The 14,894-nt window shown below is 44.9% G+C and carries 13 protein-coding genes and 1 pseudogene; 7 read left to right on the top strand and 7 right to left on the bottom strand.

Annotation, left to right across the window (positions count from 1 at the left end; translation table 11 throughout):
• Nucleotides 1-249: 249 nt before the first annotated feature.
• From NIE88_RS14870 to NIE88_RS14885, 4 genes are all read right to left on the bottom strand, one after another.
• Nucleotides 250-876: an NADPH-dependent F420 reductase gene (locus NIE88_RS14870; RefSeq protein ID WP_253063289.1), complete on the bottom strand. Its 627-nt coding sequence runs from the start codon at nt 874-876 to the stop codon at nt 250-252.
• A gap of 196 nt (nt 877-1,072) precedes the next feature.
• The gene (locus NIE88_RS14875) at nt 1,073-2,479 is read right to left on the bottom strand and encodes an ABC transporter ATP-binding protein (protein ID WP_253063290.1); all 1,407 of its coding nucleotides are present in this window, start codon (nt 2,477-2,479) and stop codon (nt 1,073-1,075) included.
• Nucleotides 2,476-3,165 (bottom strand): energy-coupling factor transporter transmembrane component T, encoded by a 690-nt coding sequence (locus NIE88_RS14880; protein WP_253063292.1) that lies wholly within the window; start codon nt 3,163-3,165, stop codon nt 2,476-2,478. Before NIE88_RS14880 ends, NIE88_RS14875 begins: the two co-directional genes overlap by 4 nt.
• Nucleotides 3,162-3,770 (bottom strand): MptD family putative ECF transporter S component, encoded by a 609-nt coding sequence (locus tag NIE88_RS14885; protein ID WP_253063293.1) that lies wholly within the window; start codon nt 3,768-3,770, stop codon nt 3,162-3,164. The genes NIE88_RS14880 and NIE88_RS14885 overlap by 4 nt, the downstream gene beginning before the upstream one ends.
• A gap of 387 nt (nt 3,771-4,157) precedes the next feature.
• On the opposite strand from NIE88_RS14885, the gene NIE88_RS14890 reads away from it, so the two are divergent.
• Genes NIE88_RS14890 through NIE88_RS14910 form a run of 5 tightly spaced genes read left to right on the top strand, consistent with a single transcriptional unit; the run spans nt 4,158 to nt 10,521 of the window.
• Complete coding sequence (locus tag NIE88_RS14890) at nt 4,158-4,766, top strand: MptD family putative ECF transporter S component (protein ID WP_253063294.1); 609 nt, start codon at nt 4,158-4,160, stop codon at nt 4,764-4,766.
• Between the two features lie 18 nt (nt 4,767-4,784).
• The gene (locus tag NIE88_RS14895; protein WP_253063295.1) at nt 4,785-5,453 is read left to right on the top strand and encodes an energy-coupling factor transporter transmembrane component T family protein; all 669 of its coding nucleotides are present in this window, start codon (nt 4,785-4,787) and stop codon (nt 5,451-5,453) included.
• 20 nt (nt 5,454-5,473) lie between these two features.
• On the top strand, nt 5,474-6,943 hold the full coding sequence (locus NIE88_RS14900) for an ABC transporter ATP-binding protein (RefSeq protein ID WP_253063296.1): 1,470 nt from the start codon (nt 5,474-5,476) through the stop codon (nt 6,941-6,943).
• Nucleotides 6,944-6,964: 21 nt separating this feature from the next.
• Complete coding sequence (locus NIE88_RS14905) at nt 6,965-8,785, top strand: ABC transporter ATP-binding protein (protein ID WP_253063297.1); 1,821 nt, start codon at nt 6,965-6,967, stop codon at nt 8,783-8,785.
• A complete protein-coding gene (locus NIE88_RS14910) occupies nt 8,782-10,521 on the top strand; it encodes an ABC transporter ATP-binding protein (protein ID WP_253063298.1) in 1,740 nt (579 codons plus the stop codon). The genes NIE88_RS14905 and NIE88_RS14910 overlap by 4 nt, the downstream gene beginning before the upstream one ends.
• A gap of 70 nt (nt 10,522-10,591) precedes the next feature.
• Here the strand turns inward: NIE88_RS14910 and NIE88_RS14915 are convergent, their stop codons facing one another.
• The 3 genes and pseudogenes from NIE88_RS14915 to NIE88_RS14925 form a co-directional block, all read right to left on the bottom strand.
• Nucleotides 10,592-10,762 (bottom strand): hypothetical protein, encoded by a 171-nt coding sequence (locus NIE88_RS14915; protein WP_253063299.1) that lies wholly within the window; start codon nt 10,760-10,762, stop codon nt 10,592-10,594.
• A complete protein-coding gene (locus NIE88_RS14920; RefSeq protein ID WP_253063300.1) occupies nt 10,759-11,064 on the bottom strand; it encodes a DUF2089 family protein in 306 nt (101 codons plus the stop codon). Before NIE88_RS14920 ends, NIE88_RS14915 begins: the two co-directional genes overlap by 4 nt.
• A 491-nt stretch (nt 11,065-11,555) precedes the next feature.
• A pseudogene (locus NIE88_RS14925) lies at nt 11,556-11,643 on the bottom strand (MBL fold metallo-hydrolase); the annotation flags it as partial.
• 586 nt (nt 11,644-12,229) lie between these two features.
• Between NIE88_RS14925 and sacB the strand changes: the two are divergent.
• Together sacB and NIE88_RS14935 are read left to right on the top strand one after the other, a co-directional pair.
• On the top strand, nt 12,230-13,690 hold the full coding sequence (sacB, locus tag NIE88_RS14930) for a levansucrase (RefSeq protein WP_253063419.1): 1,461 nt from the start codon (nt 12,230-12,232) through the stop codon (nt 13,688-13,690).
• Between the two features lie 548 nt (nt 13,691-14,238).
• Complete coding sequence (locus NIE88_RS14935; RefSeq protein ID WP_253063301.1) at nt 14,239-14,790, top strand: serine O-acetyltransferase; 552 nt, start codon at nt 14,239-14,241, stop codon at nt 14,788-14,790.
• Nucleotides 14,791-14,894: the final 104 nt, after the last annotated feature.

Raw genomic sequence — 14,894 nt, forward strand, 5'->3', positions numbered from 1 at the left:
AAATGTAACGAGGGGTTTTTGTGTGCATACAGCCAAGCAGTAATTGATTTGGGTGGAAAAAACAAACGCGACTGTGTCTGGTCGATGAATAAAGATCTGTGCCCCAACACCCGGGAATCCTCGTTCAATGCATGAAAGTTCTTGAGGTGCATAGTCAAGTCTCAAAATGGTGTGTTAAAAGGTGGCATAACGAGTGAATGATCGCTATGTCACCTTAGTTTAGTAATATAGGTCAATTGTATATAGAGATCACACTTGCTGCAGGAGATCAACAAGTGTACTGCGATCTGCCCGGGCGCAGTAAGCAGGAGTGCCATTTTGAAAACGAAAACCTTCGTGCAGATCACCAGCGTCATAAACATCGAAGCCGATCGCTTCAATTAAATCAGTGACTGTTTCTTTTGCCTTCGCGCTGTCACCGGCAATCGGGAGTGCCCGTCGTTTCGGGTCATTCTTCGGCTTGGCGGTTGTTTCAATTTCTGAGGCAATAATTGAGTTGAATGCTTTGACCACGTGAGCATTAGGAAAATGTGCTGCAGTCAATTCACTTGTTGTTGTCGTTCCGTTATCAAGGGACGCGATATGTCCGTCCCGAAGTGGATAATAATTCATCGTGTCAATGATTACTTTGTCCTTTGTGCCGGAGGTGGATAATTCAGGCAATGCGTACAGCGGTACCGTTACAACAATCAGATCATCAGCGAGCGCTGCTTGTTCCGCAGTTGCGGCTGTTGCTTTGGAACCAAGCTTTCTGACCAAATCGGTCAGTGTTTCCGGTCCCCGAGAATTGGACATCACAACGGAATGGCCGGCACGGAGAAAACAAGAAGCAACGGTTCGGCCAATATTGCCGCTGCCGATAAAACCGATTTTCATAATGAATGATCGCTCCTTTCTGTTTCATGACTAGTGTAGCATTCGCCAACATGAGCGTCTAACAACTTGGCTCGAAGTTGAGGAAACCCAAGCATCCGGCGAAGAAAAAGTCACCGTCACGGCGGCTACGGATGAGGACGTACGCGTGATGAGCGAAGGTGTCTGTATTGCCGGACGTACACTAAATTCATTTTTATCACATAATTTGTTTATCAAAAATCTTCCGGCCGTGCTCTAATCGAATGAGTCTTGAGCATGCCAGCGCAATGAATTCTTGATCATGTGTAATCACAAGCACCGTTTTTCCACGAGCAGCAAATTCACGCATCCTTGCCGCAAGCAGACGCATGTTTTCACCGTCAAGTCCACTGGTCGGCTCGTCGAGAATCAAGATTGAGGGTTTCATACTCTCGGCGGCGGCAAGGAGCAGGCGTTGTTTTTGACCGCCGGACAATGTGGATGGGTGCGCGTCTTTGAAAGGAGACAGCCCGTACGATTCCAACAGGGTTTCTGCCTGTTCAGGAGCCTGAGCGCTGAGACGTATTTCTTCAAGTGCGCTTTCGGCGAACAGCTGACTGTCGGCATGCTGCATAACAAAAAAAACGAGTTTTCTTCGCAGTCTGCGGCTGGCTGAATGATGCTCTACGAGAATCCGGCCTGATTTTTCCGTAATCAGGCCGCTCAGAATCCTTGCCAAGCTTGTTTTGCCAGCACCATTCGGACCGGTCAAAGCGACCACTTCGCCTCTGCCGATTTGCATGCTGAAGTCATGAATGACCGGCGTTTTTTTGTAGGCAAAGGACAGATGTTCGATCACCATTGCTTCTTCCTTGTGCGTACACTGCGCGCGTGTGTTCAGAACGGGTAGGGCGGCGCAGCGCAAACCGAACCAGCGTAAATCATCAGTATTCAGGCGGGACAACTCTGCTGAGGAAAAGGTCTTCGTGAATACACCATTTTTCATACACACAATTCGATCGGCAACCTCGGCCAGATAGAACAGGCGATGTTCGGAAATAAGCACAGTTTTACCTTCTTTTTTTAGGGCGCCAAGCAATAGGCGCAACCGCTCAACAGCCTCTGAATCAAGGTTTGCAGATGGTTCGTCGAACACATAAATATCCGGGCTGATCGCATAGATGCTGGCGATTGCTAGTCGTTGCTGCTGACCGCTTGAAAGATCGTAAAGCCGTTGATCAAGCAGCGCGGTGCTTCCAGTTTTTTCAGCGGCACGAGAAATACGCCGCTGCATTTCATGACGTTCCATCCCATAATTCTCACAGCCAAAGGCAATCTCATCAATGGCTTGATCCGCAAAGAATTGACTGCTGGGATCTTGAAGTACTGCTCCGATCCGTTTGCCGATTTTCCAAAAGGGAATATCGTGTTGATTCTGGCCGTCGATCACAATCTGACCATCAAGCGCACCCCTATAGAAATGTGTTGCCAAACCATTAATGATACGCGTAACGGTTGTTTTGCCGCAGCCGCTCTTCCCGGTAATGACAACAAGTTCTCCTTTCTGCACAGTAAGATTCAGATCATGAACCACCGGGAACGCACTTCCATCATAGGAAAAAGAAACCTGTTTCAGTTCGATCAAGTCATCACCCACCTGTCAATATAGAGACAAATAGCTGAAAAACCGAATGCTAAGAGAAGCAGAAGACTATCAATCTTTTGAAAACGAATCAAGCGTAGCGAACTGTGAATCCCTGGATTGGAGATGCCGCGCAATTCAGCGGAAGCGGCCAGATTATCCGAAAGGACTGTGCTTCGTGTAATCACCGGGATGAGTGTGTATTCGAATGTTCGCAACGGATGAGTCATGGACAACAGACCACGCATACGGAGCGCAGCAAAAACAGTGCGAAATTCACCACGGACGGTCGGCGCGAATCGGAGCATGAATGTAATCGGTAATGCGAGAGCGGAGGGCAGCCGCATTTTCATAAACGCCGCGGTGATCTCGCCCGGTGGCATACGCATCATGGCGTAGGCCGCCATTATAACAAGTGTAATACGCAGGATTGCGAAAAGCAGAACGTCGGGAAGAAGGATCGTGATTCCCTCGACCCCCGGTAAACTGCGTAGAAAGGCGATGGTGCATCCGGTCAGAAAATAAACAATACCCGCTCGGTAAAAGGACTGCGCGCAAAGATAAAGCGTCATGAAAAGCATGGCGAGACAAACCGAAACATCATGTATGAGCAGAGCGGAGAGCACGAACATCAGCGCGAAGACGGCCAACTTAGCGCGGAAATCCACATGAACAGCGGGTCGTCTCATCGGAGCAACTCACTTTTAACAAAATGTTTCTTCATCAGTTTTGTCGAAACAAGGCCGCCGAGCGAGGCACCAATGGCAGTCAGCAAGAGAATAAGCAGTATCCAAGGCGCTGAATAGTAGAAATGAACAACTTGATTGAAGTGCGCTTTGCTGACACCGGATGCAAGGTATTGTTTGGAGAAAAACCAGATATCGATCATACCGTTTGTCGCGCGGAACAGTGAGCAAATGATCCAGCTGATGGTGATTCGGGCAAATTTTTTATAAGCATCGCGTCCGGTCATTGCAAGTTCGCCAAGAAGAGCAGAAAGCAGAAACCATGCGGCGAGATAAGGCGTGCCGCTGATTAAATAGAGAATGGCCATGATCAGGCAATAGATTAGGACGGTTCCGCGCTTATGTACCTTCAGCACCATAAAGGTAAACAGGGGGGCTGAGAGAAAGGCAATCAGCGGGCTGCTGATGAACAGTGAGAAATAGAGTACGGACATCGCTGGAATGGCCACCGCGATTGCTAAAATAATCATTAAGACGCTGAAAATACCGATTGTTGCGTAATTACGTACCGACAGACGAGTTGATTCTTTATTTTGTGATGAAGCCATGGTAAATTCCTCTTTTCGACATGAATCTGTTACAAAATAGACAAAATTAGAAACATCATTATAGTAGCATATATGATTCAATGAAAATCCAAAAAGCAAAAAATGTATGATATTTGTCACATTTTTGCTACTGTTAGCGTTGTCATCAAATGGAATCTTCTATTTTTATAGCAGATAAAGTATTCTTTCGCTTGAGAAAATGTACTTCACTGAGTTTTTAAAAAAGATATTGACAAAAATTAAAAATCACTTTTTAATTAATAATGAAAATCATTATCGTTTAAAGAAGCAAATCTAGATCAATGAACGAAGTTAGGTTCATTGTTATATATACCGCACCTTTAAATAGTAATGATTACGATTATCATTTAGACGGGAGCGACCGATATGATTCAAAGTCAAAAGTTAAAAGCGCGTGACTACATCACGATTGGCTTGTACACTCTGTTAATTTACCTTGTGAATGCCATTGTTGGTATGGCGCTGAGTCCGGCGATGTTTGTCGCCATGCCATTTCTTTCGGGCGTTTGTTTGTTTTTCTCATCCATTGTTTATTTGCTGATGGCGGTAAAAGTCGGCAAAAAAGGAGCCATGCTGCTCATGGCTGCGGTTACGGGACTTATCTATACGTTAATGGGTATTGTGCTGATGCTTCCGTATTTTATATTGGCCGGCATCGTGGGTGAACTTGTTCTGTGGAAGGGTGACGGCAGTCAGTATCGTAAAATAAAACGGCAATCTTTTGCCTATGCCGCTTATGGTTCTCTATTTGGTGTGGGCAATTTTATGGCGATCTATGTCATGGGAACAGGTTTGTTTGAGAAGTTCAACTATTCGTCTGAATTAATTAAACGAATGATTTATTTTGCTTATTCGCCGCTCTGGATGGCTGCCGGCCTTCTTTTTTCGTTTGTCGTGACGCTGCTCGGTTGCTACATCTCCAGTCGCATGTTGAAAAAGCATTTTGTCAAAGCGGGCTATCTCGCAAACTATTAATAGGCGGTGGGTGAACGAATGAATTTTGATGTACGATTACAGTTTGCCATGCTTATCTTATGCAGTATCCTGGTATTTATTGTCGGTACGACCGGTTTGTCGGCGGTGGCGGTCATTGCGTTTCTTTTCCTGCTGTCGCAGGGGCTAATAAAACAAGCGTTCAAGTGGATCATCATCTTTTTCGGACTGCTTGTCTGCTCTGTTGGCTTATTTCACGCACCATGGTCGGTGTTGAACTATTTAAATTTTATCCTGCTGATTATTTTGCGATTTATCCCGCTGCTTATGGTTGCCGCCTCACTCGGCGTTTTGCCGACGGGAGAACTCGTTGCAGGATTGAAGAAACTCAAAATTCCTGAGAGCATTTTGCTGACATTAACCGTTGCGCTTCGTTTTTTCCCGATTTTAATGGATGAAATCAAAATGATTAACGATAGTGCGTACTTGCGCGGGTTGTCGGTCCGCGATTGGCGCAACTGGAAGCATCCGCTGATTTTATTTGAACATATGATTGTTCCGCTGCTCATGCGGACGCTCAAGCTCGTGGACGATCTCTCAGCATCGGCATCAACGCGCGGTATTGATGCTCCAGGGGAGAAAACAAGTCTGTATCAAATTAAATTCAGGCAGTTTGATGTCGTCAATGTGATCCTGATCGGACTCATTGGCGCAAGTCTCTTTTTATAAGAAAGTAGAGGATGAATCCGGTGATTACGCTAAATCATGTATCTTTTGGCTATCAGGGACAGTCGAAGCAGCTCAAAGAGATTAATTTGAAAATTAAAGAGGGCGAGTGTGTCGTTATTACCGGGTCTTCGGGATGTGGAAAAACGACGCTCACACGTGTCATGAACGGACTGATTCCCCACTTCTATGAAGGTGAACTGACAGGGAATGTCGCGATCAAAGATCAGGATACGCGGCAATGGCCGTTATGGAAAATAGGACAAACCGTCGGCAGTGTGTTCCAAGATCCGAAAAGCCAATTTTTCACGTCAATTGTAAGAGATGAACTGGCATTTGGCATGGGCAATTATGGAGCAAGCCTTAATGAAATGAGTCGGCGTTTGTCCGGTGTTTTAGAAAATAGGTCGCTCCGCGATTTGGAATATCGTTCGCTTATGCAGTTGTCGAGTGGTCAGAAGCAATCGGTAGCGGTAGCTGCAGCTGAAATGGTTCAGCCTGACATTTATATTATGGATGAGCCTTCCGCAAATCTGGATATGAAGGCGACCGAGCAGATGCGCCGGATGCTGCTTCAGTTAAAAGAACAGGGGAAAACGATTGTCATCGCCGAGCATCGTCTCTATTATTTGACGGATGTTGCCGACCGGATCGTTTATATGGAGGATGGACGAATTATTGATCTTTTTACTCCTGAACAATTAATCGCATTCTCCGACGAGAAGCTTGCGGAATTGGGGCTTCGCGGGCCGGTATTGACCCATGGACGGAGCGGGCGCGCGGGTATCTGCAAGGAATCTGAACAACGCTTGAATATACGCAATTTGTCCGTACAGTATCGTCGAGCGAAACAACCGGCGCTTCGCGATGTGAATCTAAATGTTGCCAAGGGAGAAGTCGTCGCGTTAATTGGCAAAAACGGCGCGGGGAAAACTACTCTGGCTCGTACAATTTGCGGATTAATCGGCGAAAAGTGCGGTACGATCGCATTTAATGCACAATCGGTTCCTAGAAAGCGGCGGAGACAGCAGTGCTGGTTTGTGATGCAGGATACGGTGTATCAGTTATTCACAGACAGTGTCTGGAATGAAATTATGCTCAATCATCCGGTTACTGCCGAAACAACAGCCCGGGCAGAACTGCTCTTGAAACAACTGCACTTGTGGGCGATTAAGGACAGACACCCTGCTTCATTGTCCGGTGGTCAAAAGCAGCGCCTTGTTCTTGGTGTCGGTTTAATGCAGCAAACCGATCTGATGATTCTTGATGAACCGACATCCGGACTTGACGGGAAGAATCTGTGCAGAGTCATTGATCAAATAAAAGATCTTCGTGCAAGAGGATGCGGTATTTTAATCATCACGCACGATCATGAATTGGTTGCAGGAGCTTGTGACCGTGTTGTGAAATTAAGGGATGGTCAAATCATCCTTAATAAAAAGACGAGTGATTTGAAGTTGGCAACACTCGTTCATGAAATGACAAATTATTAAAAAATTGCGGAGGTGACAGAAATGAATGGAAAATCAGGAATTGCCCGTTTGTTTGAGCTGACCCATGAAAAGAAAGGTCTGCTTGTTGTTGCCGGTATTCTTTCTGTATTAGCGACGTTCATGATGGCTGTTCCGTTCGTATCGGTTTATTTTGTTGTTCGAGAGATTATTAATCACGCGCGAGATATCAGCGCTGTCGATGCAGGCTGGATGATCTTGTGGGGATGGATTGCGCTGATCTCGCTGTTTGCCGGAATCGCCATGCTTTATGTCAGTACCATGTGCTCGCATATATCGGCTTTCCGAATTCTGTATCAGCTAAGGATCGCCCTGGCCGAGCATCTTGCCAAACTTCCGATGGGTTACCATACCCGTAATACAACCGGGGCAATTAAGAAAACACTCGAGGTCAGTGTAGAAAAAATTGAAAATTTTGTCGCTCATCAATTACCTGATCTGGTCAGCGCGATCTGCATGCCGCTAATCATGATCGCTGTCATGTTCGTCCTTGATTGGCGGATGGCGCTTGCGGCGCTCATTCCGGTCATTGCAGGTTTTATGATTCAAGTTGTTTTGTACAGCAGCAAAACTGGAAAGGATGCGATGGTGCAGTACCAAGACGCACTTGAAAACATGAATGCCGCTGGTGTCGAGTACATTCGCGGCATGCCTGCGGTTAAAGTATTTGGCATGACGGTCAATACTTTTCTGCAATTTAAAAAGACGATCACCGATTTTCGTGACTGGGCGGTCACCTATACAAAATTTTGTCGTACCCCATACATGATTTATTTAGTGATGTTGTCATCAATTCTGACCTTTATTCTGCCGGTCGGTATTTTTCTAATCAGCGGGCAGCCGAACAATCAAGCGTTTGCTTTAACGCTTCTGTTATTCCTCAGTATCGCACCAAGCCTGGCTGCCCCGATGATGCGTCTTCTCTATCTGGGCGGCAACCTGAGAATCATTTCTGAAGGCGTGAGCCGTATTGATAAAATTTTTCAGCAAAAACCAATTGAGGAGCCCAAGCATCCGAAACAAGCGCATTCGTTTGATATCGGATTTCATCAGGTTGCGTTTGCCTATGCAAAAAAGGAAGATGCGGATTACAAACCCATACTGAATGAGGTCACGTTCACAGCAGAAGAAGGGACGCTGACGGCGCTCGTCGGCCCATCCGGTGGAGGAAAGTCGACAATCGCCAGCCTGATTCCACGCTTCTGGGATGTTCATCAAGGCAAGATAACGATTGGCGGTACGGATATCCGTGATCTTGGGACGGAAGCCTTGATGGATCTTGTCTCTTTTGTTTTTCAAGATGTTCATCTTTTTTTCGATACCATTGAAGAGAACATTCGTATGGGGAATAAGACGGCGACTTTTGACGAGGTTGTCCAAGCGGCGAAAGCGGCATGCTGTCATGAGTTTATTATGCAGCTGCCTGATGGCTATCAAACAAAAATCGGCGAGGCAGGGGTCTATCTGTCGGGAGGCGAGGAGCAGAGAGTGGCGATTGCCCGCGCATTGCTGAAAAACGCGCCAATTCTTGTATTAGATGAAGCCACCGCGTATGCTGATGCTGAAAATGAGGCACATATTCAAAAGGCAATCAATGCATTAATCAAGAATAAAACCGTTATTATGATTGCCCATCGGCTATCGACGATTCGTTTGGCAGATCAAATACTGGTGATCAAAAAAGGCTCTATTGCCGAACGCGGTACCCATGACGAATTATTAAAAATCGGCGGTCTCTATGAGCATATGTGGCGCGCCCATCTTTCGACGGCACAATGGCGACTGGGCGGAAGCAAGCAATCGGGTGAGGTGAATGCACAATGAACAACTACCTATATAATATCAGTTCCGGAAATCCAAGATCACTTTGGCCTTCCGCCTGGTCCTCACTTGTTGAGGGAATGATTCGGCTTATACCGGCAATCCTGATTATTGATGTATTTAATACCATTTACGTCTCTTTTGCCGATCCGGCAACACCACTCAACATAACGCGCTTATGGATTTCAAGTCTTATCCTGATCATCTGGCTGCTGCCGCAATTTATCAGTTCGGTGGTGGCCTATAATCGAAGTTTTCTTGCTGCTTATCAGGTATCCGCCGATGGACGGATCAAGTTGGCCGAGCATATCCGCAAGCTCTCACTCGGATTTCTAGGGTCAAGGGATCCGGCTGAGCTGACCAATATGATGCTCAGTGATTACGCACTTGTTGAGCAGGGCGTATCGCATCATGTGCCGCAGATGGTCAGCTCGATTGTCTTTCCGGTTTTAGCTTTTGCGGGTCTGCTGTTTGTAAACTGGCAGATGGCTGTGGCAATGTTTCTTGCATTGCCGTTAGCCGTTCTTATTGTATGGGCGACGGATCGTTTTCAGGAAAAACTGAGCAAGAATCATATTGAAGCGAAAAATGTGGCGGCCAGTCGGCTTCAGGAATATCTGCGTGGTATCCGAGAAATTAAGGCGCATAATATGGGCGGCGAACGTTTTGAGCGGTTGCGCCGATCATTTGAAGAATTAATGCGGCACTCCATTCGCATTGAAGGCTTAATGGGCCCGATTTTGATGGCGGCAATCGTACTTATTCGTTCAGGTCTGCCGATCATGATTTTTTTCGGAACCTATCTTGTGATTGACGGGCAATTAACGTTACCTGTTTTTCTCATGTTTCTGCTTGTCGGAGTACGTGTGTTCGAACCAATGACCGTTCTGTTAACCAGCTATGGTGAACTTCGTTACGGTGCTTTCAGCGCCAAGCGTGTGATGGCAATCATGAAAGAAAAACCGCTTTCCGGTGATCGGGAGGTACCGGCTCATAAAGACATTATCTTTGATCAGGTCACTTTCAGCTATCAAGATGATGAGCAGGTGCTCAGGAACATCAGCTTTACGATCCCGGCAAATAAAATTACGGCGCTTGTTGGACCGTCGGGAAGTGGAAAAAGTACGATTACCAAACTTATTGCTCGATTCTGGGATATTCAATCCGGCGAGATCCGGATTGGAGAGGAAGTGCTGTCCAAAGCAGATCCTGAAAAATTACTTCGTCATATATCCATGGTCTTTCAAGATGTATATCTGTTCAAGGATACGATTTTGAATAATATTTGTGTCGGAAAACAAAACGCCACACGTGAAGAAATCGAAGAAGCAGCGAGAAAAGCACAATGCCATGATTTCATTATGTCTCTTCCTCAGGGGTATGACACAATGGTCGGCGAAGGCGGGTCAACATTGTCGGGCGGCGAAAAACAGCGTATTTCAATTGCGCGAGCGCTGCTCAAGGATGCCGATATTATTTTGCTTGATGAAGCAACGGCCTCACTTGATCCCGAGAACGAGCAGGCGGTTCAGGCAGCAATCAATGCGCTGGTCGTTAATAAGACTGTTGTCATCATCGCACATCGATTGAAAACCATTAAAGAAGCAGATCAAATTATTGTTCTTGATCAAGGACAACTCGTGCAACAAGGCAGTCATGATCAGCTCGTTGAAAAGGATGGTGTCTATGCGCGCCTTTGGCAATTGCAGCAGGAGGCCGAGGGCTGGAGCGTTCAGTAAAGATAAAAATAAAAGACTCAGGTTCATCTATAAAAACAAGGGGTACAGGCGACATCTGTGCCCCTTGTTTTTATTCTAAATCATCGATTTTCATTTGCTCCAGTTCAGCTTGACGTTCACTTTTGCTGTTGCGCTTTCTTAAGCTATGACGTATCAAATATACGATTGTGACAATCAGTGCGGCGATAATGCTGAGGGAGATCAACATTATAATAGCGGGTAAAAAAGCAATCACACTCATGGTTCAGCCTTCTTTCTTGTTTTTTTGTAATGAGAAATCAGTAATTTCGCGGTATCAAAATCAATCTTTTCATTGATGGTCAGTCGTTTGATTAAGGCGATATAAGGGTCGGTTGTGGTACTTTCGTTAATGGTGATTTTCTGAATCAGCCGATCAAGGCGCAAACGCACCGTCGGATAGGTGACGCCATACAGCTTCGCTATTTCTTTTAATGAACCGGAGGCGAGTAAAAAATTTTTGATAAAAACGATATCCTCATCATCAAGATTGATCATCCACTCCGGAACAGCTTCAACGGTCATCAAACCACCTTCTAACTTATTTAATAATACTAATTATAAACTTTAATATTATTAAAATCAATATGAAAATAATAGCTTAATTAAATTTGGACGATGAATGTCTCAGACACTTTTTTCTTGCAGTAAAGAAAGTTTATCGTTTTGTCTTCCTGGTACGACGATCAACGGCATAAGATTCGGTTGGGAGATCGAGCAAGCGCCAAATCTGAGAAATAGACGGAAAAATTTCGCTTAATTAGAAAATGGATGGAAAAATTGCTTAAATAGACGGAGAAATTCCGCTTATCGAATCGAAAAACGTGAAAATGGAGCGTTTTTCTTTGGATAAGCGGAAAAATTCCCCTTACTTACCTATGAACAAGCGCCATGATGTAAATAAGCGTAAAACCTCCGCTTATTAAGGGGCAACGCGAAAGCGTCCGCATCCTGCGGAAATAAGGACCAGGCGCTTTTTGCCCGGCTTTTCTTCTGCCAGCTATCGCTAATCTTGATGGAAGTCCGCAATCCATTAAAGTAAGGCGCCGTATCTTCTTCAACAAGGTAGCAATTTACAGGAAACAGGATCGGGAAAAAAGTCAGTTGATAAAAATGATCGTATTTTAATCAATGCATGAAATGTCTCCTTATGAACGAATTGTATTAGCAGTATAGCTAATGTAATTAGTTTTGTGAACAAAAAATAATAGTAAAATTATCCAATTTTAGTTTATTCTCGCGTTCTATTCGAACTATTTTTATTACTTTTTCATGACAAGACAGCAATGGACAGATTGCATAAAAGAAAACGCTTCTATTTATTCGGAAGATGAGGGATTTCAGAACAGGCATGAATCGAACATGAATAGCTCAAAATCAGGAATTATTTTGCTGCATCAGAGATTATGACACTGTTTGTCATTAATGCAATCGTGCATGTGTCTTAAGACCTATGATTGAACGAATTGACTTGGCAAAATTTGCGTTTATATCCTTCATTTGCTCAATTGACGGCATTATTGTTTTCCTCGTATTCTTGTGGAGAACCGATGTGGTCTCTTTTGACGTCCGGTTGACAATCATCATTCTTTCATGGAAATTGGGCAAAGAGAAAAGTGCGTTAACCGGCACGGTGCTCGGATCCATGAAATGTTGCTGCAAAACAAATAAAGGACAGGGAGAGGGAACTATGCACATTCGCACAATCGCAAAACAGACAGCGGCTGCATTGCTTGTCGCAATCTTTATGATCGGCGGCGCCGCACAGGCGTCAGCGAAGCCAAGTAATTATTTTGGGGAAAATAAGACTTATGGCATTTCGCATATTACACGCTTCGATATGAGTAAGATTCCGGATCAGCAAGAAAATGAACGTTTTCAGGTGCCTGAATTCGATGAATCCACGATTGAAAATCTTCCTTCGGCAGTCGGTAAAGACAAGGACGGAAAAGAAATTGATTTGGATGTATGGGACAGCTGGCCGCTGCAGAATGCGGACGGAACAGTTGCCGATTATAAAGAATACAACATCGTCTTCGCACTTGCCGGTGATCCGAAGATTGGCAGCGACACCTTTATCTATCTTTTCTATCAAAAGAAAGGCGACACATCAATTGACAGCTGGAAGAACGCCGGTCGCGTGTTTCAACCGGATGATCATTTGAAGGCTAACGACCCGATTTTGAAGGATCAGTCTGAAGAATGGTCCGGATCGGCAACGCTGACGAAGGACGGCAAGGTACGCCTGTTCTACACCAACCGTCATCCATGGAATCCAGATAAAAATCTTTATGGCAGACAGACGCTGACAACGGCTCAGATCAATCTTTCGCAACCGGATGCGGATTCATTGAAGATCGACGGTACCGAAGATTTGAAATCAATTTTTGATGGCGACGGAAAATATTATCAGACAGTGGAGCAGGGAATTGAAGCCGAGAATTTTTCGGATAACCACACCTTGCGCGATCCCCACTATGTTGAAGATAAGGGACGCAAATATTTAGTTTTTGAAGCGAACACCGGCAAGAAGGTCGGTTATCAAGGCGAAGATCAGTTTAACAACCGTGCATATTACGGCGGCGGGCTCCGTTATTTCCAAAAGGAACGCAAGGCATTGCTGGACAGACCGAAAAAGAAACTGGCGTCACTTGCCAATGGAGCGCTCGGTATCATTGAACTGAATAATGATTATACCTTGAAGAAGGTTATGAAACCTTTAATCGCATCGAACACAGTTACCGACGAAATTGAACGGGCCAACGTATTTAAAATGAACGGCAAATGGTATCTGTTCACCGATTCGCGCGGCGCAAAAATGACGATCGACGGCATTGGCGATAAAGACGTTTACATGCTCGGTTACGTTTCCAACTCGCTGACCGGTATGTATCACCCGCTTAATGGCAGTGGCCTTGTACTTCAAATGGGCTTGGATACTGATGACATTACTTGGACTTATTCCCATTTTGCGGTGCCGCAGAAACGTGGAAACAAAGTGGTTATCACAAGCTATATGACCAACAGAGGGACATTTGACGATCAGCACTCAACCTTTGCGCCAAGCTTCCTTGTGAAGCTTCAAGGTTCGCGGTCATCGGTTGTACCGGACAGCATTCTTGATCAAGGCCAACTCACTGTTGATCAATAATTCGGAAAAAGTGGTTCATATAAGAATTAAAAGAGGCTTCTTAACGGAAGTCTTTTTTTCACATTTAATTGAGTGGGACACAAAGCAACTGATTTTTGGTTACCGCTGGAGATTTGAAGAAAGCATGTTTTCTTTAATAGAGCGTTGCGTGCATAGGCACGAGCATTCAAAAAGCATTGCATTAACCAGAAAAATCAGTTAATTAATTGGTTCTCCATTTTTTTATAAGTGCAGTATGCTATACTGAATATGAAAACTGGAAATTAGGTAACATCTGCAGATAAGGAATTCGGAGCTGTGCATCCTCATTCCTTATTACCCCGTGAACGACTCCAATACAGACGGATCGTAATGACTCTTGGCAAATGGTAAACTCCTTTCGAGAAGACTATGGATACTCTGAGAAGTAAGATACAGTTTTTCGTTTCGTATGCATCGAATCATGTTGGTTTTCACCGTTTTCCTGTGATATGGGAACTTTTTGTACTGTGGTTCATGATCAACATGGAAAGATTGTAAGAAAATTTAAAAAAGGTTAGGATGGTTAAATGAGTAAATGGCATCTGGATATGAAGGCCAATGATCGTGTGAATGGTAAGCTTGTTGTGACAATATACCGCTTTGGCAATTGGTTATACTACGATTTTAGAGTACCTGTTATTCGTCAACTGCTCTGGGGGATTTACAAGGTATTGAACCTGATCATTGCAAAGGGCTTTTGTTCAGCAGATATTCCAGCAAGCAGTAAAATAGGATCAGGACTTTACTTGGCCCATGGCGGCAGCGGTGTTGTTGTTCACGAGCGAGCAGTAATTGGTGAACGAGTCTCGATCCTTCAGCAAGTGACTATCGGAGAAAATTCTCATCACCGTACGCATCCGGACGACAGTCCGGTGATCGGCAATGACGTCTATATTGGTGCGGGTGCTAAAGTCGTCGGCAAAATTAAAATTGGAGACCATGCGATTATCGGTGCGAATGCCGTAGTCTTAACAAATGTTCCTGAAATAGCTCGGGCTGTCGGCGTACCGGCAAGAATTATTGAAAGCACTGAAATCATCTATACGCGCCATTCTCCATCGGTAAAATTAAAGAAATGATGGTAGATGTCCGAATCTGATTATTTTCGTACCTTTTAAACAGTCCGGCAAACCGTCGGTTCCTTTCATGACAGCAAGTGGAGCATTCATACCTATGAACATAA

The organism is Sporolactobacillus shoreicorticis, from assembly GCF_024125445.1.
In the GTDB taxonomy this organism is placed as follows: domain Bacteria; phylum Bacillota; class Bacilli; order Bacillales; family Sporolactobacillaceae; genus Sporolactobacillus; species Sporolactobacillus shoreicorticis.

Coding starts and splice junctions, on each gene's coding strand:
- NIE88_RS14905 (WP_253063297.1), top strand. CDS start 6,965: ATGAATGGAAAATCAGGAATTGCCCGTTTGTTTGAGCTGACCCATGAA.
- NIE88_RS14890 (WP_253063294.1), top strand. CDS start 4,158: ATGATTCAAAGTCAAAAGTTAAAAGCGCGTGACTACATCACGATTGGC.
- NIE88_RS14885 (WP_253063293.1), bottom strand. CDS start 3,770: ATGGCTTCATCACAAAATAAAGAATCAACTCGTCTGTCGGTACGTAAT.
- NIE88_RS14870 (WP_253063289.1), bottom strand. CDS start 876: ATGAAAATCGGTTTTATCGGCAGCGGCAATATTGGCCGAACCGTTGCT.
- NIE88_RS14935 (WP_253063301.1), top strand. CDS start 14,239: ATGAGTAAATGGCATCTGGATATGAAGGCCAATGATCGTGTGAATGGT.
- NIE88_RS14920 (WP_253063300.1), bottom strand. CDS start 11,064: ATGACCGTTGAAGCTGTTCCGGAGTGGATGATCAATCTTGATGATGAG.
- NIE88_RS14910 (WP_253063298.1), top strand. CDS start 8,782: ATGAACAACTACCTATATAATATCAGTTCCGGAAATCCAAGATCACTT.
- NIE88_RS14915 (WP_253063299.1), bottom strand. CDS start 10,762: ATGAGTGTGATTGCTTTTTTACCCGCTATTATAATGTTGATCTCCCTC.
- NIE88_RS14880 (WP_253063292.1), bottom strand. CDS start 3,165: ATGAGACGACCCGCTGTTCATGTGGATTTCCGCGCTAAGTTGGCCGTC.
- NIE88_RS14895 (WP_253063295.1), top strand. CDS start 4,785: ATGAATTTTGATGTACGATTACAGTTTGCCATGCTTATCTTATGCAGT.
- sacB (WP_253063419.1), top strand. CDS start 12,230: ATGCACATTCGCACAATCGCAAAACAGACAGCGGCTGCATTGCTTGTC.